The 22,756-nt window shown below is 66.5% G+C and carries 21 protein-coding genes; 10 read left to right on the top strand and 11 right to left on the bottom strand.

The window, feature by feature from the left end; translation table 11 throughout:
* Positions 1-142 precede the first annotated feature (142 nt).
* The gene (locus tag ACWDU1_RS06375; protein WP_449996242.1) at positions 143-838 is read right to left on the bottom strand and encodes a TetR/AcrR family transcriptional regulator; all 696 of its coding nucleotides are present in this window, start codon (positions 836-838) and stop codon (positions 143-145) included.
* Positions 839-929: 91 nt separating this feature from the next.
* On the opposite strand from ACWDU1_RS06375, the gene ACWDU1_RS06370 reads away from it, so the two are divergent.
* Together ACWDU1_RS06370 and ACWDU1_RS06365 are read left to right on the top strand one after the other, a co-directional pair.
* Positions 930-1,886 (top strand): ATP-binding cassette domain-containing protein, encoded by a 957-nt coding sequence (locus ACWDU1_RS06370; RefSeq protein ID WP_449996241.1) that lies wholly within the window; start codon positions 930-932, stop codon positions 1,884-1,886.
* Complete coding sequence (locus tag ACWDU1_RS06365) at positions 1,883-2,695, top strand: ABC transporter permease (protein ID WP_449996240.1); 813 nt, start codon at positions 1,883-1,885, stop codon at positions 2,693-2,695. The genes ACWDU1_RS06370 and ACWDU1_RS06365 overlap by 4 nt, the downstream gene beginning before the upstream one ends.
* Before the next feature lie 21 nt (positions 2,696-2,716).
* Here ACWDU1_RS06365 and ACWDU1_RS06360 read toward each other — a convergent pair whose 3' ends face one another.
* Positions 2,717-3,640, bottom strand: a complete 924-nt coding sequence (locus tag ACWDU1_RS06360; RefSeq protein WP_449996239.1) for an alpha/beta hydrolase — start codon at positions 3,638-3,640, stop codon at positions 2,717-2,719.
* Positions 3,641-3,869: 229 nt separating this feature from the next.
* On the opposite strand from ACWDU1_RS06360, the gene ACWDU1_RS06355 reads away from it, so the two are divergent.
* On the top strand, positions 3,870-4,799 hold the full coding sequence (locus ACWDU1_RS06355) for an aminoglycoside phosphotransferase family protein (RefSeq protein WP_449996238.1): 930 nt from the start codon (positions 3,870-3,872) through the stop codon (positions 4,797-4,799).
* Between the two features lie 52 nt (positions 4,800-4,851).
* Here the strand turns inward: ACWDU1_RS06355 and ACWDU1_RS06350 are convergent, their stop codons facing one another.
* A complete protein-coding gene (locus ACWDU1_RS06350; RefSeq protein WP_449996252.1) occupies positions 4,852-5,604 on the bottom strand; it encodes a GntR family transcriptional regulator in 753 nt (250 codons plus the stop codon).
* 179 nt (positions 5,605-5,783) lie between these two features.
* Between ACWDU1_RS06350 and ACWDU1_RS06345 the strand changes: the two genes are divergently transcribed.
* Positions 5,784-6,935 carry a TIGR03364 family FAD-dependent oxidoreductase gene (locus ACWDU1_RS06345; RefSeq protein WP_449996237.1) on the top strand — a complete coding sequence of 384 codons (1,152 nt, stop codon included), beginning with the start codon at positions 5,784-5,786 and terminating at the stop codon, positions 6,933-6,935.
* 174 nt (positions 6,936-7,109) lie between these two features.
* Here ACWDU1_RS06345 and ACWDU1_RS06340 read toward each other — a convergent pair whose 3' ends face one another.
* Entirely contained in the window at positions 7,110-7,913 is an 804-nt protein-coding gene (locus ACWDU1_RS06340; protein WP_449996236.1) for an alpha/beta fold hydrolase, read from the bottom strand.
* Positions 7,914-8,228: 315 nt separating this feature from the next.
* On the opposite strand from ACWDU1_RS06340, the gene ACWDU1_RS06335 reads away from it, so the two are divergent.
* The 5 genes from ACWDU1_RS06335 to ACWDU1_RS06315 all read left to right on the top strand — a co-directional run bounded on the left by ACWDU1_RS06335 (position 8,229) and on the right by ACWDU1_RS06315 (position 13,559).
* Positions 8,229-8,849 carry an antibiotic biosynthesis monooxygenase gene (locus ACWDU1_RS06335; RefSeq protein ID WP_449996235.1) on the top strand — a complete coding sequence of 207 codons (621 nt, stop codon included), beginning with the start codon at positions 8,229-8,231 and terminating at the stop codon, positions 8,847-8,849.
* 505 nt (positions 8,850-9,354) lie between these two features.
* Positions 9,355-10,779 (top strand): cytochrome P450, encoded by a 1,425-nt coding sequence (locus ACWDU1_RS06330; RefSeq protein WP_449996234.1) that lies wholly within the window; start codon positions 9,355-9,357, stop codon positions 10,777-10,779.
* A gap of 10 nt (positions 10,780-10,789) precedes the next feature.
* Positions 10,790-11,782 (top strand): GAF domain-containing protein, encoded by a 993-nt coding sequence (locus ACWDU1_RS06325; protein WP_449996233.1) that lies wholly within the window; start codon positions 10,790-10,792, stop codon positions 11,780-11,782.
* 445 nt (positions 11,783-12,227) lie between these two features.
* The gene (locus tag ACWDU1_RS06320; protein WP_449996232.1) at positions 12,228-12,842 is read left to right on the top strand and encodes a hypothetical protein; all 615 of its coding nucleotides are present in this window, start codon (positions 12,228-12,230) and stop codon (positions 12,840-12,842) included.
* Between the two features lie 21 nt (positions 12,843-12,863).
* The gene (locus ACWDU1_RS06315; RefSeq protein ID WP_449996231.1) at positions 12,864-13,559 is read left to right on the top strand and encodes a DEAD/DEAH box helicase; all 696 of its coding nucleotides are present in this window, start codon (positions 12,864-12,866) and stop codon (positions 13,557-13,559) included.
* Positions 13,560-13,779: 220 nt separating this feature from the next.
* Here the strand turns inward: ACWDU1_RS06315 and ACWDU1_RS06310 are convergent, their stop codons facing one another.
* From ACWDU1_RS06310 to ACWDU1_RS06290, 5 genes are read right to left on the bottom strand one after another with little or no spacing between them, the layout of a single operon-like run.
* A complete protein-coding gene (locus ACWDU1_RS06310; RefSeq protein WP_449996230.1) occupies positions 13,780-14,712 on the bottom strand; it encodes a hypothetical protein in 933 nt (310 codons plus the stop codon).
* A 6-nt stretch (positions 14,713-14,718) separates the two neighbouring features.
* Positions 14,719-15,807 carry a DUF3696 domain-containing protein gene (locus ACWDU1_RS06305; RefSeq protein WP_449996229.1) on the bottom strand — a complete coding sequence of 363 codons (1,089 nt, stop codon included), beginning with the start codon at positions 15,805-15,807 and terminating at the stop codon, positions 14,719-14,721.
* Complete coding sequence (locus ACWDU1_RS06300; RefSeq protein WP_449996228.1) at positions 15,804-16,982, bottom strand: DUF262 domain-containing protein; 1,179 nt, start codon at positions 16,980-16,982, stop codon at positions 15,804-15,806. Before ACWDU1_RS06300 ends, ACWDU1_RS06305 begins: the two co-directional genes overlap by 4 nt.
* Positions 16,983-16,993: 11 nt before the next feature.
* The gene (locus tag ACWDU1_RS06295; RefSeq protein ID WP_449996227.1) at positions 16,994-18,166 is read right to left on the bottom strand and encodes a 5-methylcytosine restriction system specificity protein McrC; all 1,173 of its coding nucleotides are present in this window, start codon (positions 18,164-18,166) and stop codon (positions 16,994-16,996) included.
* Positions 18,163-19,923: an McrB family protein gene (locus ACWDU1_RS06290; protein WP_449996226.1), complete on the bottom strand. Its 1,761-nt coding sequence runs from the start codon at positions 19,921-19,923 to the stop codon at positions 18,163-18,165. The genes ACWDU1_RS06295 and ACWDU1_RS06290 overlap by 4 nt, the downstream gene beginning before the upstream one ends.
* Here ACWDU1_RS06290 and ACWDU1_RS06285 point away from each other — a divergent pair.
* Positions 19,906-20,886, top strand: coding sequence for a TetR/AcrR family transcriptional regulator (locus ACWDU1_RS06285; protein WP_449996225.1), 981 nt, complete (start codon positions 19,906-19,908; stop codon positions 20,884-20,886). The two genes, ACWDU1_RS06290 and ACWDU1_RS06285, sit on opposite strands and share 18 nt — an antisense overlap.
* A gap of 242 nt (positions 20,887-21,128) precedes the next feature.
* On the opposite strand, the gene ACWDU1_RS06280 is transcribed toward ACWDU1_RS06285, so the two are convergent.
* Positions 21,129-21,527, bottom strand: coding sequence for an SCO4402 family protein (locus tag ACWDU1_RS06280; RefSeq protein ID WP_449996224.1), 399 nt, complete (start codon positions 21,525-21,527; stop codon positions 21,129-21,131).
* Positions 21,503-22,756 (bottom strand): hypothetical protein (locus tag ACWDU1_RS06275; protein ID WP_449996223.1); only part of this gene is annotated, 1,254 nt, incomplete at its 5' end. The genes ACWDU1_RS06275 and ACWDU1_RS06280, both read right to left, overlap by 25 nt.

Genomic DNA, 22,756 nt, shown 5'->3' with positions numbered 1-22,756 from the left:
TCAATGTCGAGTGGCACCGCTCGAGCCGGTATCCCGCAGCGGCCGGTGCACCGCATACCGGACCGCGTCCGCCCACTCGGGTTCACTCATACCCGGCAGTCTGCCATTACGCCCGGCCACGCCTTCGAGACGCTCGGCCCGGTCACCGCCGAGCCGGCCCGCCGATACCGAAGAGCAGGGCGTCGATACCGGCCCGGAAGGCGGCGTCGTTGTCCACCGGAGCTTCCGCCGGCGCGTCGGCATTGCCGAACAGTGCGGAGAGGTGGGGGTAGTCGCCGAGGGAAAGCATCACGGCGATGTGCTCGGCCCCGCCGCCGGTGGCGTCAACCGCCCGACCCGTGGCCTCCTGGCCGGCGAAAACGGTGACCCAGCCGGAGATCATCGCGATTCCGTGCATGGTGGCGGCCGGGGTGAGCCCCGCCGGGGCGAGGATCGCGACCATATGGTCCAGGTAGCGCAGACCGTTGGGCCCGAGGGTGCCGGGCCGGACCTCGGCGAGCCAGCCGTGCCGGCGGTACAGAGCCCGGGCCCGTTCGGCGGCGTCGAGTACATCCGCGCGCAGATCTCCGGTGGCGGGCGCGAATTCGCATTCGCCGGTGACCCGGTCGTACATGAGCGACAGCAGATCGTCCTTACCGGAGACGTAGCGGTACAGCGAGGCCGCGCCGGTACCGATCTCCTCGGCCACCCGGCGCATGGACAGCGCGGGCAGTCCTTCGGCGTCGGCGAGCCGGACACAGGCCGCTGCGATGTCGTCGAGGGTGAAACCGGGCCGGGGGCCGGGCCTGGAATCGCCGGTCCGTAGCCACAGCGCGTTCGTCGGTTCGGCGGAGGGCATCGGACCAGCATGCCTCGAGTCATTTGCGAACACCGTTCGCATTCGCGTAGATTCTCGAATAGCGAACATTGTTCCCGATTGAGGAGGGTCCATGCCGGTTATCGAAACCAGCGGCCTGACCAGGACCTACGGTGACCGCACCGTGGTCGATTCCGTCGATGTCGAGGTGGGAGCGGGCCGGGTCCACGCCCTGCTCGGCCCGAACGGCTCCGGTAAGACCACCACCGTCCGGATGCTGGCCACCCTGCTGCGCCCGAGCGCCGGATACGCGCGGATCGCCGGGTACGACACCGTCCGCGAGGCCCGCGAGGTGAAGCGCCGGATCGGACTGGTCGGGCAGTTCCACGCGGTCGACCCACGACTCACCGGTGCCGAGAACCTCACCATGTTCGGCCGGCTGAACGGCATGCCCGGCCGCCGGGCCCGCGACCATGCCCGCGAACTACTCGAACGGTTCGGCCTCACCGCCGCCGCGGACCGGCCGGTGCGGGAATACTCCGGCGGTATGCGGCGGCGTCTGGATATCGTCGCCGCGATGGTGGTGCGGCCGGCCGTACTGTTCCTGGACGAACCCACCACCGCGCTCGATCCACGCAGCCGCAACCAGATCTACGGCTGTATCACCGAATTCGTGGCGGAGGGCACGGCCGTGCTGCTCACCACCCAGTACCTGGAGGAGGCCGCCCGCCTCGCCGATACGGTCACCATCCTCGACGCGGGCCGGGTGGTGGCGGCCGGTACGCCGGGCGAGCTCACCGCCGAGATCGGTGGCGGCCTGGATATCGTCGCGGACGGGCATCGGCATGACGAGATCACCCTGGTGTTAGCCGATTTCGGCGGCACTCCGGCCGCCCGCGCCGGCGATTCCGGCACCTCCGATACCGCGACCCTGTCGTATTCGTTCCCGCGGGCCGATATCCCGCTGCTGCCGATACTGCGCGCCCTCGATACCGCCGGTATCGAGGTGCACGATATCGGCCGCCGCCGCGCCACCCTAGACGACGCCTTCCTCGCCCTGACCGGCCCGACCCCGAGGACCACCCCGTGACCGCACTCACCCCGCGCCCGCCGACCCCGGCCGCCGCCGTCCGCACCGCTTTCGTCCGTATCCTCCTGTCCTACAAACACTCCCCCGGCCTGCTCGCGATAACCCTCGCGGCCCCGGCGGGCATGATGCTGCTGTTCGGTTTCGTCTTCGGCGGTGCGCTCGCCGGCACCGCCGACGCAGCCGCCTATCGCTCGTACCTCACCCCGGGGGTTCTGGTCCTGGTCGCGGCGATGGGCCTGGTCGCCACCGCCACCACCGCCAACTCGGATCTGAGCAGCGGCCTCACCGACCGGTTCCGGGCCCTGCCGCTACCCGCGGTCTCGGTTCCCGCCGGGCTGGCGCTGGCCGAAACGGTCACCGGCGGGCTGGCCCTGCTGGCCATGTCGGGGGTCGGACTGGCGGCGGGGTGGCGGGTCGATGCCGGGCCGGGCGCCGTGGCGGGTGCGGTCGTATTGCTGCTGGCCTTCCGGTTCGCGCTGGGTTGGGCCGGTATCTGCCTGGGCGCCACCATCCGCGACGAACAGATGCTGCAGCAGGTCGCGCCGCTGATCTTCGGGACGATCATGTTCTCGAATATCTTCGTGCCCACCGAGACGATGCCCGCGGCGCTGCGGGCGATCGCGGAGTGGAATCCGGTGAGCGCGGTGGTCGCCGCGCTACGGGAATTGTCCGGGGCGCCGGGAGTGCTGGCCGAGGGCGCGGCGTGGCCGCTGCGGGAACCGGTGGCGGCGGCGTGGATCTGGACCGGAGTGCTGTTGCTGGTGACCGTGCCGGTGGCGATCCGCGGCTACGGGTCCACGCGGGACTGATACTCGCTGCCCGCCGGGCGCTCAGGACGAGACGCGGTCGCTGTCGCCGAGCGCATCGGCGAGCGCGGTCAACTGGGCGTTGCGGTACACCCGCGAAACACCCGTCCCCGGCTCGACCAGGTCGAATCCGTGATAGGCGCCCGGGACCTCGTACAGGGTGCAGGACACCCCGGCCGCGCGCAGCCGGGCGGCATAGTCGACGTCCTCGTCGTAGAACAGATCGTTGCTGCCCACGCCGATCCAGGCCGGCGGCAGCCCGGACAGATCGGCACAGCGACCCGGAGCCGCCAGGTCCGGGATCTCCCCGGCGGCGGCGGCGCCGAGATAGGACGACCAGCCGAAGCGGTTGTTGCGCCGGCTCCACATCCGCAGGCGGCGCGGATCGCCTTCGGCGCGCGCGGAGGTCCGGTCGTCGAGCATCGGATAGGACAGCAGCTGGAACGCGAGCCGGATCTCGCCGCGCTCGCGGGCCAGCAGGGTCAGCGCCGCCGCCAGACCGCCCCCGGCACTCTCGCCGGCGACCGCGAGGCGCCCGGGATCGACCTGGGATTGCCCGGCCAGCCAGCGCAGGCCGGCGTAGCAGTCGTCGAGCGGGGTGGGATAGGGATGCTCGGGCGCCAGCCGGTACTCCACCGAGGCCGCGACCACCCCGAGCCGGTCGGCCACCATCCGGCAGAACCGGTCGCCCATGGCGGCGTTGCCGATAACGTAGCCGCCCCCGTGCACGAACAGCAGTCCCGGCGCGGGGCCGGTCACCCCGGCGGGCCGGAAGACCCGGACCGTCACCCGATCGTCGACCCGCTCGATCGTGCCGCCCACCGGCCGAGCCCGTCCGGAGCGGGCGGTGACCCGGCGGATGAAACCGAGGGTGCGCGGAGTCACGACGGTCCGGGGCAGGAATCGCGCCCGGCGTAGTTCGGGGTGGAAGACGTTGTCCGACACCATCGTCGCGTCCGTTCTCTCGGGGCCGGACCGCGAGCACGTCCGGCCTGCCCAGGCAGCCTACGTGGGCCTCCGGCGATACCGCAGCGCTTCCGGCATACCTTTCCGGACGGTGGATCCGGCCCGCGACCCGCCCGAGGGGCCCGGTCGATACCGGTGACGCGGCGGGGCCTGCCCGGAACCGCCCGGAAAACCGCTTGTCAGGGTCGAGCGCAGTCGGCACCCTGGACCGATGCCGATCGCGCTGCCTCCGGAAGTGACCAGCACCGTCCGCACGGTATTCGGCGAACGGGGTGAACAGTGGCTGGCGGATCTGCCGCGCATGGTCGCCGACCGCTGCCGCGAGTGGGAGCTCGAAGTGATCGGGGGCTCCTTCGGCGGTGGCACGCATTCCTACGTCGCACCGGTGCGCCGCGCCGACGGCGGCGTCGCGGTGCTGAAGATCCCGGTGGTCGACGAGGAGAACATCGGTGAGGCCGCCGCCCTGCACCGCTACGACGGCGACGGCGCCGTCCGGCTGTTCGGCCACGATCCCGGTACCGGCGCGCTCCTGCTCGAATGGGCGGTACCCGGTTCCCCGCTCGTACCGCAACCGGAGATCCCGCTGGAAGGCCTGCCCGAGCACCGCGACCGGATCCGGCTCGCCTGCGCGCTGTACCGGCGGCTGCGCCGTCCGCTCGGCGAACTCCCGGGCGGGTATCCCGCACCCCCGCCGGTCGCCGATATCGTGACCGGCTGGGCACGTCGGCTCGCCGAGGCGCCACCCGCCCACCTCACCGGCGCCCTGCTCGGCCGGGCCCGCGACTGGTGCGCGGCGCTGGCCGAACCGGACGGGCCGCTGCTGATCGTCAACCGCGATACCCATCTGGGCAATATCGTGGCCGCCGAACGGGAACCGTGGCTGCTGATCGATCCGAAGGGCTATCTCGGTGAGGCCGCCTTCGACGCCGGTTTCCTCCTGATGAACCAGGTCGCGACCGAGCCCGATCCCGCGCTGGTGCCGCCGTTGGTGGCCGTCACGGCCGACGCGCTCGAGGTGGACCGGGAACGAGCCCGGGGCTGGGCCCTGATGCGCGCGGTGGAGGAGATCATCTGGTCGGTCGAAGACGGCCGGCCCGAGGACGCGGTGCGCTTCCGGCAGGTGGCCGAGGCCTTGAGCTGAGCGAGCCGTGGCCGGTCCGGGACCGCCCTCGGAACTGCCCGCCGCGGTCCGGTTACCCGGCGTCCTCGACCACCGCCAATTCGTGGCCGGAGCCCGCCGGACGGGTGTTGTCGATGGTGAAGGTGACCCGGTCCGGTCGATAGCGGTCGTCGGCGTACTCGAGCGGCACCCCCTCGGCGGACAGGGTGCGCCGTCGCTGCCGCAGCAGCGGCGCACCGGGCACGATGTCCAGCAGAGCCGCGTCCGCGGGGTCGGCGCCGATCGCATCGATGGTGTGGCGGGCCGCGTGCAGGTCCACCCCGCGCTCGGCGAGGCAGGCGTAGATCGAGGCGGAGTCGGGATCGAAGTCGAACAGCAGGCGGCCGACGGTTTCCACGAACGCCGCGCGTTCGAGCAGCACCGGTTCCCCGTCGAGCGTCCGCAGGCGCAGCAGTTCGACGACCGGTGCGTCCTCCTCGATTCCGAGCGCCTCGGCGACGGTGGCCGAGGCCCCGCGCCGCGCGATCTCCAAGGTGCGCTGGCCGGGCGTGCGGCCGATCCGCCGCGCCCACGCGGTGAACGGCAGCAGCGTTTCGAACGGCTGTCCCAGCGCGCGATCGCGCACCACCGGCGGTTTTCCACGGCCGCCCGCGATCAGCCCCTCGTACCGCAGGGTGGCCAGCGCGGTGCGGATGGTGCCGCGGGAGGCCGCGAACTCCGCGCACAGGCGCGCCTCCGAGGGCAGGGCGGCGCCGGGCGGGAGTTCGCCCCGCGCGATCCGGTCCCGCAGTGCCGTGGATACGCGGGCGTGCAGCGGTGGGGCCACGTCGTCCTCTCGATCGAATGCCGGCCAGGGCAGGTCATCTTGATCAGACAAGTATGCCCGCACCGGCTCCATAGCGGGCCGCACAGCGCTGCTATCTGCTCAAACATCCGATGAACTTATCTATACAAGTTGCGTGGACGCCTTGATAGCTCCGCCCGCGCCCTGCGAGGCTTCCGGACATGCCGGACTCCACGCCACCCGCCACCCTCCCCACCGAACCGGTCGACCTCGCCGTCGTCGGGGCCGGAATCGTCGGCCTCGCCCACGCCGCCGACGCCGTCGAACGCGGGCTGCGGGTCGCGGTGATCGACCGCGACGCCCGCGCGGCCGGGGCGTCGGTCCGCAACTTCGGGCATATCTGCGCGACCCCGCAGACCGGTGCCGCGTTGGACTACGCATGGGCGGCCCGGGAGAAATGGCTGCGCCTGGGCGAACTCGCCGGTTTCGACGTCGTCCGGGCCGGCACCCTGGTGGTGGCCCGCGGTGCCGCCGAACAGGCCGTTCTCGAACAGTTCGCCGGACAGCGCGGCAGCGAGCAGGTCCGCCTGCTGACCCGCGACGAAGTGTCCCGGATGTTCCCGGCCGCCGCGCACCCGGGCAGCGAGATCACCGGCGGTGCCCACCTACCGCTGGATCTCCGCGTCGATCCCCGCGCCGCCGTCCCCGCCCTCGCCGCCTGGCTGGCCACCCGCGGCGTGAGCTTCACCTGGCACACCCAGGCCGGCGCCATCTCCGAGGGCACGGTGCACACCGCCCGCGGCGATCTGATCGCCGCCGCGATCGTCCACGCCACCGGCCACGACATCGACCGGCTGTTCCCCGCGATCGCCGAGGAGTACGGCGTGCGGCGCTGCCGCCTGCATATGCTCGAGGTCGCCCCACCCGGCGATATGCGAATCGACCCGGCCGTGCTCACCGGCCACTCCATGCTCCGCTACGGCGGTCTGGCCGCCACCCCCGCGGCCGCGGAGGTCCGCGCCGAGATCACCGAGCGGGCGCCGGAAACACTCGAGGTCGTGATGAACCTGATGCTCACCCAGCGCCCCGACGGGTCGATCGTGCTGGGCGACACCCACCACTACGAGCGCACCCACACCCCGTTCGACGAGGAATGGGTCAGCGAGCTGTTACTGCGGGAGGGCGCCCGGCTGTTCGCCACCGACGAGCTGCCCGTCCGGCGGCGCTGGCGCGGTATCTACGCCGACTCCCCCACCACCGACTTCCTGATCGCCACCCCGGCCCCCGGTGTCCGGGTGGTCTCGGTGACCTCGGGTATCGGGATGACCACCGCTCTGGGGCTGGCCCCCACCGTGCTCGACAGCCTGGTCTGAACCCCGGTCCCCGGCGGGCGCTGCCCGGCCTCGGTGTGCCGTATTCCCCCAGCGCGAGCGGCGATGCCCCTTCGCCGCCGGTCGACACCGGCCGCTCGATCGCCCCGGGCCGACGAACGCCGACGGTCCGGCGCCGTTTCGGCGCCGGACCGTCCGCTCACGAATCCTCGGGGCCTACCCGGCCGCGGTGACGATGACCGCGGTGACATCACCCGGATGCGACACCAGTGACGCGTGCGACGAGTCCAGTTCGCTGGTCCGCGCGCCCATCCGCTCCGCCATGAACCGCTGCGAGGCCGCCGGGATCACCCGGTCCTGCCCGGACACCACGTACCAGCTGGGCTTCTCCGCCCACGACGGCGGGCCGGACGGCTGCACATTCGCCACCACCGCGATCGACTTCTGATGCGCGAGCATCTGCGCCGCGGTCGCGTCGTCCACGTCCTGGGCGAATACATCGTGGAAGCGGTCCGGCGCCACATATCCGTCGAGGTTGCGTCCCGCGACCCCCTGTGGATCGTCAACCAGTTCCACCTGCAGCGTCGGCGGCAGCAACTCACTGCCCGGGAAGCGGATCGGGTCGAGCAGCAGCTGCGCGACCTCGCCCTGGGCGGGCGCGAAGGCCGCCACGTACACCATCGACTTCACATCGGGATCGTGCACATTGGTGATCACGAACCCGCCGTACGAGTGCCCCACCAGCACGATCGGCCCCTCGACGGTATCGAGGGTGCGCTGGATGGCGGCCGCGTCGTAGCCGGGCCCGCGCAACGGGTTCTCCGGGGTGAGCACCTGGTAACCCTGACCGCGCAGTTGCGCGGCCACACTGTCCCAGCTGGTGGAGTCGGCGAAGGCGCCGTGCACCAGCACCACCGTCGGTTTCGGCGCCGCGGCGGCGGGAACGGCGGCGGCGGTCGCGGCCACCAGCGCCAGGATCAGGGCGAACAGAGCGGTACGCAACGTGCGGATGATGGTCATGGTTTCCCTGTCCGGTCTCGATCGGTTCATCACGACTTCGAGCAGGCCGGCGCCATGATCACGGCGCCACACAGGCGATACGGCTTGCCAGTGTAACCGGCGGGTGGGGCCGCCGCGGGCTCGTTGCGGGCCTGCGACCAGGTCGTGATGTCGGGACTCGTGGCGGGTCGCGCGCCCGGAAGCGCCGAATCACCACATTCGAAACATTCCGGCTCGGCTGTCCGCGCCCCCCTTGCCACCGCTTTACCGGAGGAGCAGGGTGAAGAGACCGGTGGCGCCACCGGGGCGTTGCCCCGAGCAGAAAGGGGGTGGATCGTGTTCGCGCGATCTACCACTATTCAGGCGCAACCCGCCGCCATCGACGCCGGAATCTCGCATATGCGCGATATCGTCCTGCCCGCACTCCGGGTGCTGCCCGGATGCGTCGGCCTCTCGCTGCTGGTCGACCGCGACAACGGCCACTGCATCGCCACCAGCGCCTGGGAATCCGAGGACGCGATGCACGAGAGCACCGAGCGGATCGCGCCCATCCGTGACCGCGCGCTCACCACTTTCGGCGGCAGCGCCCAGGTCGAGGAATGGGAGATCGCGGGCCTGCACCGCGCCCACCACGCCGGCGAGGGCGCCTGCGTCCGCGCCACCTGGGTCAAAACCGACCCCGGCCGCCTCGATATGGCAGTCGAGATCTACAAGGCCGCCACCCTGCCCGCGATGGAGGACCTCGACGGCTTCTGCAGTGCCAGCCTGATGATCAACCGCAGGTCCGGCCGCGCGGTCTCCTGCACCAGCTACGACAGCGCCGAATCGATGCGGGCGGGCCGGGAGCAATCGGCCGCGCTACGGGTCGACGCCGCCCGCCGCACCGGCGTAGAAGCCCTCGATGTCCGCGAGTTCGAACTGGCCCTGGCCCACCTGCGGGTCCCGGAAATGGCCTGACCTACCGACAGCGACGCCGCGCAGGGCCGGAGTTCCCCTCCGAATCCGGCCCCAGCGGCCGCGCCGTCATCCGCGGCGATCCGGAGGGCCGGCGGAAAGAATTGCCCGGCACGGCATCTTTCCGCACCCTCCGATAGCCAATAGCTATATCAGGGAGGGCGCAGTGGTGGGCCTCGTCCAGGCGACCTCAGGGGTCGGACATCGTATTTCGGCAGGATAGGCCGCGGAATCACGGTCCGCGCAAGACCGTCCGCCAGGTGAGGTCCGGAATAGTCGAGGGTCGTATCGGCCCATTCGTCGCCCATTGCCGCCTGCCTGCTGGTCGTGTTCGTCGCTCGGCAAGACAGCCGTGTACCTGAGATACCCGGGGTGTTGCGAGCTTCCTACGTCCAGCCAGGGGAATGAGCCGCCCGACTTGGCCAAAGCTAAACACAGGCCCGCGGCACGGCGCAACCAGGTCGTAGGCCACGTAGCGATCGGTCCGCGGACATGTTTGAGTGGTCGCATGGAAACGTCCACCGCCACCTTGCCCGTGGATGCGCTGCCACATCCGCCGGGCCGGCTTCCGATCATCGGTGACGTGGCCAGTGTCGACCGGCACCGCCCGACGCAACATGAACTGAAGCTCGCCCAAGGCGGGCTGGGCCCGATCTTCCAGCGCAAACTGCTCGGCACTCGGCTGATCATCGTGGCCGGCGGCCGTCTGGCGGCACAGTGCAACGACGAATCGGCCTGGGGCCGGGTACTCCTGGGTCCGCTGGCGAAGCTGCGGCCGATGGCGCCCCACGGAATGTTCACGGCCAGTTCCAAGGATCCGCTCTGGGGACAGGCGCGGCGCATTCTCACCCCGGGATTCGCCCAGTCCGCGATGCGCACCTACCACGACGCGATGTCCACGGTCGCCGATGATCTGGTGGCCGAGTGGGCCGCGGCCGGCAGCGGGTCGGTGCCGGTTCATTCGGCGATGACCCGCGCCACCCTCGAGGTGATAGCCCGGGCCGGGTTCGGACGGAACCTGCGGTTGCTCGACTCCACCGGCGAGGAAGGCAGTGATTCGCACCGCTTCGTCCGGGAACTCGGCCGGACCCTGCAGTGGGCGTCCGAATCCACCAACGATGTGCCGGTCGTCGGCCACCTACGCGAAGCCCTCCGGGCCTCGACGGTGCGGCGCGATATCGCCTCCCTGCAGCAGTACGTCGACGACCTGATAGCGAGCCGGCGGGCGGAGAACACCGGCGAACCGACCAATCTGCTCGATTTGATGCTGACCGCCGTCGATCCCGAGACCGGGTCGCGTCTGCCGACCGCCAATGTCCGCGACCAGACCCTCACGTTCCTGATCGCCGGGCACGAGACCACCGCGGCACTACTGGAAGTCGCGCTGTATCACTTGGCGCGGAACCCCGGTTACCAGGACCGCGTCCGAGCCGAAATGCCCCCGCAGGCAACAAGCCTCGACTACGAAGGCGTCACCAGGATGCGCTTCACGCGCCAGTTCCTGAACGAATGCCTGCGCCTGTGCCCACCCGCACCCGGCTACTTCCGGATCGCTCGCACCGAGCAGAGCCTCGGCGGCTACCGTATTCCGGCCGGGCGAGCCGTCTTCGTCCTGGCACTGGCCGCTCAACGCGACCCGGAGGTCTGGGGGCCCGACGCCGCGACCTTCGACCCCGACCGATTCGACACCGCGGCTCTGCGCACATTTCCCGACCGGTTCTTCCAGCCGTGGGGCACGGGCCCGCGCTCGTGCATCGGCCGGGCGTTCGCTCTACACGAGGCCACACTCCTGCTCGGTCGCCTGGTTCACGCCTTCGACCTGCGCGGCGCTTCGGACGCACCGCTGGCGCTGCAGGAGCGGGGAACCCTGCGTCCCGAACCCTTCGAATTGATCGCCCGCGGCCGCTCGGCCGCCACCGTCCCGGAGAGGTAGACGCTTTCCGATGCCGTGGTTTCTCATCGAAGCGCTGGGCCCGCTGGACACTCCGATGACCATCGTCGCCAAGGACGGCGAGCGCCGCGAGTGGGTTTCGCTGCGATCCCTGCAACGCAACGAAGGCGTGGACGCCGCCGACCTGGCCGACTGGGTCCGCCAATCCGGTTCCGAGGCCGATCAGGTCGTGTCCGGGCGCGGTGGTCACCGTCGCGTTCGCGCCCTGCCCGTCCTCGGCCCCGAAGGCGACGTGTACGCCCTTCATCTGTGGGTCGGCACACCCGGCGAACCGGTCCCCCCGCCCCGGCCGGCAGCCGGAATCGGCTGGTACGCGGGCGAACTACAGGTCCAGCAGCGACTCGAGTCGTGGATGATGAGCACCGATGACGCCGACGGATTCAAACGGGTCCGATCACCGGGTGAGTTCTTTCGCAAGGTCGTGAAATTCGATGAAGCCACAGCGCTGATAGCGCTCGGCACCAACCCCGAGCCCGACGCCCAGTTCACCTCCAACATCGTGGTCCTGCACGACAACGGTCACCTGATGAACTGGCAGATCTTCGCCCGCGGCCGAACGGATCTGGAACGCCCCGGGTTACGCGGCCTGACCCACGATGTCTCCGACGTCGAACCACCGGCCCTCGGCCCGCACGAAGCCCTCGGCCTCACCGACGAACCCGGCCCCGAAACACCGGCCGCCGCCTTACTCGCCTTTCCGCCCACCGGCGCCCCGCTCATCGCCCAGTGGATCGGCCACGTGCCCGCCTGGATCGACTGGCAACGCGAAGGCGACGCCGAACTCATCCACCGAGACGACTGGGACGCCGTCGCCAAATCGGCGGTCATGCTGCAGTCGGGCCTACCCGATACCAAGGCCATCACCCCCGCTCGCATCCGCGCCCACAACCCGAGCGGATGGCAGCCCGTCACCATCACCTCACGCCGCTACCCCGGTGAGGTCGGCAGCCGCCTGCACATAGTCAGGATTGCCCGGGTCGAGTGACCTATCGCGGCAGTCCTTGGACTTCTCTGAAACCCGCTGCCCAGGACTGACAGACCGCGACCTGCGATCGGCCGGAATCGCCGCTTGTTCTGTTACACATCCCCCACCTTCGGCGATGTCAGGTCAGAGCTCGAAGCACGGGAGCGGAATCACGTGATCCAGCGAGCTGGATGAGGAAGGTCGAGGGCGACGTGACTGACAATCGGTTGTGGGAAGACACGACGGTGGTGGAACCCGGGATCACCGTACAAGTGCTCACCCAACCCGCGATCAACTTCGCGCTCGTGCACAACAGGGTGCCGCTGATTGCCGGGCTTCGGGTCACCAATACGTCCGAAGCTCCCCTGGTCGACCTAACGGTGACGGTCCGATTGCATGGAAACGGACCGAGCTCGCACCGTCGTGGACTCGCGTCCGAGACGGCGAGATCGCTGCTACCGAGAACGTGTTCTGGGACGATTTCTCCGCTTTCGCTCCGCCGACCCCGTACCTGAGTGAGCTGAACGAGTCACATCCCGCGACTCTGAGCGTCACAGTCTCTCGACTGTGGGGGCCGGATGTTCACCTCACGGTCCCGATCAAAGTTCTGGCGCACAACGAGTGGTTCAATGCTCCGATTTTCTACGATTCGCTGGCGGCGTTCGTGCAGCCGAACACCAACGCAGTGCACTCCGTGCTCGACGACGCGGCGGAACTCTTACGGTCACAGACCGGCAACCCATCGCTGAGCGGGTATCAAGAAGGCCCAGAGCGCGCCGCCCTCATTGCTGCCGCCATCTACGAGGTACTGCGCACTCGACAGATCCGATACATCAACCCACCCGCCTCGTTCGAGGACACCGGTCAAAAGATCCGGACGAGCGCGCAGGTGTTGGCGCAGCGTTTCGGCACCTGTATCGACCTTTCCGTCGCCTACGCGGCCTGCTTGGAGGCTGCGGGCCTGCGACCATTGGTGTGGCTCGTCGATGGCCACGCTTTCGGTGGGTTCCTGCGCGACGAGGTGAATCTGTCCCAATCTCATCGAGTCCGGCATGGCCGCAGCCATTCGACCAGACAGTGATTCGGCGTCGCTATTTCGGCATTGTTCGACGAAGCCTCCCAGGTGACCGTGGCACAGGCGATCGACGCTCTCGGCCGTGGCCGGTCGGCTGTCATCGTCGGCGATTCGCAGCAGATGCCCCCGACCTCGTTCGGCCAGGTGACGGCGTCCGACGACGAGACCGACGAGGACGGGGAACTGGCCCCGGAAGACCTCGACAGCATCCTCACCGAGTGCGTGGAATCCGGCGTCCCACGTTTGTGGCTCTCCTGGCACTACAGGAGTCAGGACGAGCGGCTCATCGATTTCTCCAACCAGAAGTACTACGAGGGGCGGCTTGCCAGTTTGCCCTCGCCCGGGGGCGACCTCACGGCCGGCGTCGAATGGCGCCGCGTCACCGGCCATTTCAACCGTGAAAGCCGCACCGAGCGACGCACCAACAGGGTCGAAGCCGAGGCCGTGGTCGAGGAGATCCGTACGCGGCTCACCACACCACATCTGGCCGCGCAGAGCATCGGCGTGGTGACGTTCAACGCCCAGCAGCGAAGCCTTGCATTCTGCTGCTGGCCGGCCGCTCGTGGCAGGTCACTCATATCGACTGGAAACGCCGGCAGGTCTATGTCGAAGCCACCGATATCCCCGGCCGCGCGAAATGGAGCTCGGTGCCCGACGGTGCCTCCTTCGCCATCACCCGTGGCGTCCGGGACATCCTGCTGGGCGCTGTTCCCGCCGGGGTGACTCTGACGCAACGCACTACAGGGGCTGAAGTTCTCGGCAGCTCTACCCCAGCACTCGGCCCACACCACTCTCGCTGCTCGGATAGCCGATCCCGCGAGCGCACGCTCGGTGCTGCGCGAGAAGACGGAGATCCGCCCGAATTCTTCTACCTGACCGGACTGCTGTACTCGACCGGAGCCACGAACTGTATGAAGTCCGGTGACCTACGGTCGTCGACCCCTCAGGTCACCAGGTGATCGACGAATATCCCGACGAAAACCCGCCCATCTCGCACCGCGAAGTGCACACGATTCCTGTGACGCTCGAGTTTCGCATGCCACTCACACACCACGGGATCGCCCGAGAAGGTCACGGTTCGCGTTTTCATCGCTTTCACATTCGCATGAGTTTTCGGACTCTCCGGTGAGCAATCCACCCGAGCGCGGAGACGCATCTGCTCCATCCTCCGATGCGGCTCCACCTGCTCACTCCAGACCTCCACCGCGAAGTCGTCCAACCCGGCGAGCGTATCCATCAATATCGGCCAGACCGCCAGCCGCGGGCCCTCGAAGCGGCTGATCTGGTTCCAGATCCCCTCGGCGAAAACAAGATTCGGAAAGAACAACTCGGAATATCCGTCGAGGTCCGCATCATCGTGCCGATCGCGGCGCAGGAGACGGCGCCAGAACCCAGGTGCGTCCGCTTCCCGCGCGATGAAATACACCTCACCGGAGGCGGGATGATCGGCGACGCCGGATACGCTGCACACCCCGGAGCGTCCAGTTTGCTCGGTGCTCAGGCAGGCAAGATCGTATCCGCCGAGAGCCTTGGACAAGGCCACGCAGGCACTGGGCGCAAAAGTCGTCCGAACACCGTCGATATCGCACTCGAACTCGTCCGGGACCTCCTCGTACACAGTTGTCCGGTCGAGTCTGCTCCACAGTTCGGTGCGAAGATCGCGGTCGATCTCGCGATCGCAGAGATGATCCACCAGTGATCGACCGCTGGCCGACTCGATGTCGAACAGGAGATCGGATCGCCGAACCTGAGCCGGGGTGGAACGGGTGTATTCGAGGAGACCCAGAAACGCGGCGAAGGAACCTTCCACCGCTGATGGACTTTCGTCGTCGAACGCGAAGCCCGACTCATCTATCACAAACCGCCACCCCCGCATACCGCGCTATCCCCTTCGCCGCCTGTTGATATCCCGGAGGTCGTTCTCGATCTGGTCGAAGAATCCCTCGGGCCAGTCACTCATCGCGCCGCGTTGCCCGATCGTCAATCGGATCGGTTCCGGCTCGTGACCGAAGTAGTAGACGACCGCGGCGTCGTGATCGAGGGATTCACCCGCCGCAACGGTGCGACGGATTCCGTTGAGAACATGGTCGCTGTGCGTTTCGATGAGCACCTGGACTCCACCGGCGGCGACCGTGGCGAGGAATCCCCCGAGCGCGGATTGCGCGGCAGGATGCAGATGAGCTTCGGGACTGTCCACGATCAGTAGCGCGCCCTCGGGCACCGACAGCCCGGCGACCACGATCGGCAGGATATAGCTGATCCCGAAACCCGTATTGGTCAGCAGCATCCATTCGTCCTCGAAACCGCCCGCGTGGACGTACAGCGTGGCGAGTCCGGTACGCGGCACCGTTCGTGCCTCGATCTGCATCGGCCCGACGATTCCACTCATCCAGGCCTCCGCCTGGTGGCGTAGCAGGACCGTGGCGGAGTCCGGATGCCGTCGCGGCTCCTCGACCTTGGCCCGGTCGTCCGACGCCAAGATGTGCGCCACGAAACGACCGTCCTCCCCCACGACTGCCGATCCCCGCTCCACAAGCGCGGAGGTGGGGTGGCTCGTGCGCGGCCCCAGGCGTTCGGCGGCGAGGTAGGTGAATTCCGCCCCGCGGGAACCGATCGGGGGAATCGGGAACGCGGGGCGCTCTTCCACATCCAGGCGGCTCGAGTCGGAGTCGCGGGCACCCGAGAAACGCCACTCGTATCGCTGGTCGTTGCTACCCAACCGAATGGTGATGGAATCCGAGGCCGCGCCTGCGGACAGCACATCGGATGCCTGCCCGAGGTCGAGCCCTGGGCGGCCGCTGAGGGGTACGAAGTCATCGTTGGCCAATTCGCACTGGTGGACCAGATTCAGCGCCTGAACCACAGTGCTCTTACCGCCGCCGTTGACACCCGTCAGAATGGTCAGCCGCCCGAGGGTCAGATCGATGTGCTGAAATCTCTTGAAATTGGAGATCGAGAGCTCGTCGATCACGAACCGACACTCCTCATGATCTGTCGCGGAATCGAGAATCGCATACGGACACGGCGCGCGTCAGCAGTGGATGAGCTGATCGAGGATATGTATTCGACATTGTCGGTCATCGCCTTGCGGGCTTTCGCAACGACCTTGTCTCGGGCCTTTTCGAGCGCATCCTGCTCGAAATCGGCAAGAACCACTCCCCAACTCTCGAAGAGCGCACGATTGATAGGCGATTTATGCTCGGAGGTGGTCGGCCATTTACGGAAAGCGTGATCACCGAATATAGTCCGCGCATTGATCATCGCGCGTTCGAGATCGCGGAACCATTGGTCGAGTTGCTCATCCGAAACTTTTTCCACATCGTCGATTGCCGTTGTGGTCGCATCCAGCAATTGTTCGAGCGAACCGAACCGGTCGTACTCCTGGATCGCGCCGAGCCGCCGGAAGGCAATGAACCGGAGGGCCGCTTCACGGTCGTGCATGCGAATATGATCTTTCAGGACGAACCCGGTCGCTTCGTTGAAGGCATCGCTGGCGACACAGCGTTTCAGCAGGTCACGACTCCTGTTACGGCTCATGCAGTGACGTATCTCCATTGCGTTCAGAGGCTCGCCACCGGTGTTGATTCGCTTGAATATATCGTATTTGACCTCGTGCGGCGTCGACGGATCGATCACATGGACCACGATCTGAGCATTCAGTAGGCGCCGCTTCAACGGCGGCGACAATTCCTCGAAGGAGTTGCCGTGTTCATCCTGCAAATACTCGAGGTCTTTCAAATGAAAGGCCTCTTCGCGCGCATATTCGTGAATGGTGGACAACCTCTGCAACCCATCCACGACCCGCAGCAGTCCATCCTTGTCCTCGGCAAAGTAGAATGCCGGAAGCGGTATCTGCAGCAGCAGGCTCTCGATCAGACGGGACTTCTGCCGAGGCTTCCACACCTTGTTCCGCTGGAAGTCCGGGGCGAGCTCGATATCCTCCGAATCGATCATGTCGAGAACGTTCCGGAGCGAGAAACTCTTGGTGGCCACCCGGATCTTTTCCGGATCCCAGGGCTTCACATCCTCCTCGGCCGACGTATCACTCGCACGCTCGACCTCGACTCCGGTTGCACGGCCGTCGAAGACTTCTTCGACCGGCCCTTCCTCCTCGAACGGGGTATCAAACTTGTCAGCGGACGCCATGGTCGATGATTCTACGCAGGGCCGGGCGCGGTCGCCGAGCTCTGCTCGCCTCGCAATCCACCCGACGGCCAGTGAATGTTTTCCTCGGACCCGGACACAGCCGTGCACGCGTCCAGCACTCTCCGGATGCCGGCAAGCGGCTGGTCCAGATCGAGCGAAACAAATCGAATCACGTGCCCCTGAATCGTCACCTCTCGCGAGATAACCGGACGGGTTCCGGTCTTCACGAAAAGCAGTACGCCCGCGGCCGGCATCTCCTTCGCCGCGCCGGACCCGGTCTGCGACATTAGGTAGCTGTACAGCTGGAACAGATAGTTGCGATTGATGGTCGTCTTGCTGTGGTGATCGGTGAGCGCATCTGTGAACTTCGTTTCGATGAGGATGCGCCGGCGCGTGGGCGCATGGTCGAGGGTGATGTCGGTTTTCATCTGCGGGAGCAGATCGGCTCCGGAGTCCGTGGGCTGGTGGTCCCACTCGAGCCTGCGAGAGCCGACACTCCAGCCCTGGGGGCGCAGACGATATCGGTAGTAGTTGCGGACGGCCTTTTCGAACAGGATGCGCAGTTGCTCGTGTGCATCCGTATCGAGTCGGGGCATCGTCACGTGACCGTGCTCTTGGTGCGGAACAGCCATATCCACGAGTAGGTGGGCGAGCGTCAACAGGTGCTTGTCGTCACGATCATGGTGTCCGAACCGGTCACGCGACAGTTCCGCGCGCGTGGGTGCTTCGCTACCTACGCCGATCCGATGGAAGGCGAACGCCGCGACGGTGCAGCGCTGGGAGAGAGGCCCGCTTCGTACGAGCGACGCCGCTTTACGCAGAGTCGCCGCGAGGTACCGGTTGCGGGGAGTATCCACCACCAGTTCCGGGAAACGACAGGCGATCCGTCCCCTGTCCAGTAATCGAGCGGAGTTTGTGCGCAGATGGTCGACACGACCGCGCATGTGGGCGAGGTCGGCCGCCCGGTCGCGGTACTGCGGGGTCAGCTGTCGGCGAAGCCGCGATTCGATATCGGCCACGAATACTTCGGCTACGACATCGGCAAGATCCTGGTCGCGTTCACCGGCCAGAACCGCCTCGCGCGCATCGGTCTGCAGCCGTTCGAGCATGTCTGATGCGTAGATGAGCAGGAACCATAGACTGCGCACCGGGATCCGCGTCCGACCCTCGCCGACAGTGATCATACCGAGGACCTCAGCCGGGCAACCGCTTCCTCGGCAGCCTTGGGCTCATCGAACCAGTACTCACGCAGTAGCGGTTCGATCTCGCTTTCCACGACCCCGAGGAACCACTGCCTGCCGTCGGACTGGGTTTCGTTCGGAGTGAAGAAGCTGTGCCCGATCTCGAAGGCAGGGCCCAGCACCCGATGCTCGGCGATCGCCGAGTTCAGCTCGAGCACTCCCGTTCGAATATCGTCTACGAGGGCATGATCGGTAGGGAGTTTGGCGCGCACGTGGTTCACCCAGGCATCGGTGAATGCGGGGCGCAGCGTCTCGAACGCGAACCTACGGCGCAGCGCAAAGTCGACCAGCGCCAGCGAACGGTCGGCGATGTTCATAGTCCCGACCAGATAGAAGTTGTCCGGCAGATGGTACCGCTCGCCGGTCACATGGGAGTACGACAGTTCCAACCCGTCGTGCTCACTCCGCTTGGATTCCTCAATGAGAGTGAGCATCTCACCGAATGCCTGCGCAGGATTGCCGCGGTTGATCTCCTCGACGATCAATACGTGCGGAATGTCGGGTTGGCGCCGCGCCTGCTCTGCATGGGCGATCAAGGGCCCGTCGGTGAGAACCAGACGACCGGAGCCGTCTTCGGATGTCGTCGGTCGCCATCCGCGGACGAAGTCCTCGTAGGAGGTGGTGGGATGGAACTGCACGGCCCGAACCGCCTCGGGTGACTGCGAACCGATCAGCGCGTAGGTGAGCCGACGAGCGAGCCAGGTTTTGCCGGTTCCGGGCGCTCCCTGTAGCACCAGGTTCTTCTTTGTCCGCCACCGCTCGCTGATCTCGGCCAGCATCGCCGGATCGTGGAAGCACCCTTCGGCGACGATTTGGGCAACGGTGTAAGGAACCGTCTCGGTCTCGCTGTCGGGTTCATCATCCGGTGCGACCGCCTGAATCGCAGGCCCGGTCAGAGCTGGCGAGCTTCCCAGCCACTGGTCCCGCCATGGTTGCGTGTAATAGTCGACCGCTCTGCCGTTCTCCAGCGTGACCGCGTCGTCGATCGCTCGAATATCACGGTCGAGATCGTCGGTCTTGCCCATGGGCAGATACTTCGGGGCCAACCTGTCTCGCAAAGCCGAGCGATGAGATTGCGAAACGATCGGCAGATAGTAGTCGGGATGGAACATGTACAGAAGAGACTGGCGTTGCGCAGGCTCTCGCGGGCCCGGCGCCGCCATGACAATCTCGCGGCAAGCGAACGGATCGATCTGGGCCGCGCGTCGATCGTCGACATTGTGACCTTTGAAGTACTCCGCAAACTCGACCAGATAGGCCAGTTGCGCCCAACGCCGGCTGTTGAAGGCCCGGCCACCGTTGAACACACCGTAGTCGAACCCGTCGAGCACCTCGACGGGTACCGGAACCGGTTCCTCGAGTGGAGCCAAGATCCGCTCCACCAGATTGCGTTTGGTGGCCGGGAGCAAGTTCACCAGCGGCAGAACGTTCAGGACAGCAATTTCCGCGAACAACTGCCTTTCGAGTGGCCGGACTCCAGCAAGCTGCCTGGCCAACTTGTCCGCGAACGATGCGCCGGATGCGTCGGGTTCAGCGACGTATGCCCGGTGCAACGCAGCCAAGTTCTCATCGGTCCAGACCCGAATCTCAGGCGTGAACAAGGAGTAGTCCTCTACCAGGCACCGCTGCATCATCGTGCGTGCCAAAGCCTCGATCTTCGCCGAACCGGGGCGATTCAATGAATGCTTCTCCACAGCCACGGGTCGATTCTGGCGCAGTGCGACTCGATTCGCAGCGGTATCGTTGCCTCAACCGAGCCTGACCACCACCCGCCTCGACACTCCAGCCGAGTGGGGTCCGGCGAAAACCCAGGCACACCCGAGTCGAGAAGATTTCGAAACCAGCGCAACCCTCAGGGCGGGCGCTCGACACCGCCCCCGCCCCGGATACATGACCGCGTGGGTAACCGCCGAGATCAGATCAAACGCGTGGCCGCCGGCCTGTTCGTCGAGAACGGGGTGGCGGGCACCAGCGTCCGGGATATCGCCGAGGGCGTCGGCGTGCTGTCCGGCAGCCTATACCACCATTCCCGTCCAAGGACGCCATCGCCTTTCGCGATCCTCAAAAGATTTCCTGATCGACCTGAACGCCCGCTACCGCTCGGTGCTTCCGCAAGTCAACGGAATGCGCGAGGAACTCCGAGCCCTGGTCCACTCGTCAATCGAGATCGCCGACGCGCACGCCTACGCCACGGAGATCTACCAGAAAGCGCGAGCCTATCACGCCCCGGACGTTCCGGCGGAGATCGCGGACGCGGTCCGCACCGCGCATATTCGTCGGCCAGGTCAGCCGCGCACGCATCCCGTGGTGCCCGCCCGAGGCGATCACCGACGCCGTCGATCACCTCGTCGGCGACTCCGGCCGATACGTCACCGGTTCGGTCCTCGAGATCGGCCTCGGCACCTCCGCCCGAATGCCCTGAGCGAAACATCCTCGACTCCGATTGTCGATCGCAACGACTCGTCACACGCCCCATCGACCTGGTGACCACACGAGCAGAATCAGCCGCATCGAACATTCAGGTCATACATCGAGGGGGCGCAGTTGGGGAAGTTCACTGCTCCAGATGCGCACGGATCCCCAATCCCCTCAACTCGGTAGCCGCAATCGAGAGCTACGAGGGAATCTATATTGCCGTAGTCTTTGCATCCAGAGGCGTTTGAATATTTCCTGAACGCCCCCCTTTTCCCATTTCGACCTGGTAGCACCTTCGAAGATCAGAACACTGTCGATATAGCAGTACTATTCACCACGTCTCAGCGGGGAGTACCTCGGGCTTTCCGGAGTTGTAACCGCCTCGAGCATGAACCATGGACACCCCGACCTTCACCGATATCCAGCACATAGCTGCCCTCCAGGAAAACTCCCCTCAGGGCATCATGGTCTGCATAGTGCCGGATTTCCGTCACGAATCCCGCGCGGATCTCATGACCTCGAGAGCGGACCGGGCAGCAGAGACCACACCGTGCCATTTAGGGTGCGAAAGATATCGAGAATCAGGCAGATCGCCCAGTTCATCGATTATCGGATCCAACTGTTCGGCAAGTGATCGAAGAGCATCCACCTCTACCGAATCCAATAGAATCGTACCCAGTGCCGTTTCTGGATCAGGAAGCACAGTTGTATCATCGTAGAGGATATTTATGTTGAGATCGAGATCATCATAGTAGTTGTCGTGCGGATAGATCCGGTCGATCCAAACCCGCTGCTGGTACTGACGATCCGCCAATGCGCCAACCGCACTGAGTACCTGGACCCGCATTTCCGGATAACGCACACTCATGGCTGATTCCAGCTCCTCCACTTGAGCCATTCACTGAGGGGAATATGAGCTTCCGGATGGTCTTTGATCGGCTCACCCGGGGGAATGGGTTGCCCGTCTGGACCCAGAACCTTTCCGTCCGTGCGTACGACGACATGGTCGACGCGCTGCGACGGATTCGGACTCGAAGGATCACCCTTGTCTATCCGCACGCCATTGCCCTGGGGATTCTCCGGATCGAGCCACCGCTCTCCTTCCTTCTTCCTGTTGGGTTGCCCGGGACCCCACTCATCCGGGACTTTATCGACTGCTTCCTGTGGAGGAAAGGCAGCCGTCGTTTCCTGGGACGAGTCATCCGCAGCGCTGTCGTCGCCGTCGGCAATGTGGACGGTCATTGCGGCGATGGAGGCAATGGCCGCGTTGATACCGTTGGTGGTGATGTCGGGGATGGCGGTGAAGGCGCCAGAGGCGGTACCGGCGACGAGGACAGAGCCGAAGATGGCCAGAAGGCGGCTGACGGTGACGGTGTTCTTGATGATGGCGGCGGTGGCGGTGGCGATTTCGAAGGTGGCCACGGCCCCGCCACCCACGGCTGCCGGGGCAGCGAGCCCGGCGCTGAAGACGGCGGCGACGGCGACGATGCCAACAGTGATGAGTACGGCCGCGGCCACCTCCTTGGTTGCGGCGGCGACGTCTGCCCCGATCTGGTCGCGCATTTCCTGGAGCGCATCGCGGTGGTCGCCGACCGGTGTGACCAGTGCTGCGGACGCCTGGGCCAGCATTTCGGCGGCCCGGGTCAAGGTGGTGAGCTTGGACTCGATCTCGGTGATGTTCGGGTCGGTGCTGCCGACGAAGGCGGCGTTGATGCCTTTGATTCGGTCTGCCGCGCCGGTGATCGTGGCATGCTCGGCGAAGGCCTGCCACGCGTCTTTCGCCTTGCCGAGTTTATCGACGTCACCGTTGGGGATTCGGCCCACTTCTTTGAGCAGTCCTACGACCGCCCCCTCGTCGAGGCCCGGCCCGTTGTCGTTTTTGGCACTGACAGGAAGTGCCATTCCGGAGTCGTAGAGCGGTTCGGAGGCTGTCGGCCGGTCTGGTTCGGGCCCGCTGGTCTTGGCGCGGTTGGAATGCCACCAGTTGTAGCCGTTGGCGGCCAGGACATCGCCGAAGCGTTGCAGCGCGTTGGCCAGGGTGGCGGCGAGGGTTACGATATCGGTGGTGTGCCGATCGTAATCGGCGGTCCACTTCAGCGAGGAATCGTGGTCGCCCGC

The organism is Nocardia sp. NPDC003345, assembly GCF_053589395.1.
Note: the sequence above shows the minus strand (reverse complement) of the source record. Positions and strands in the feature narration are given on the sequence as shown.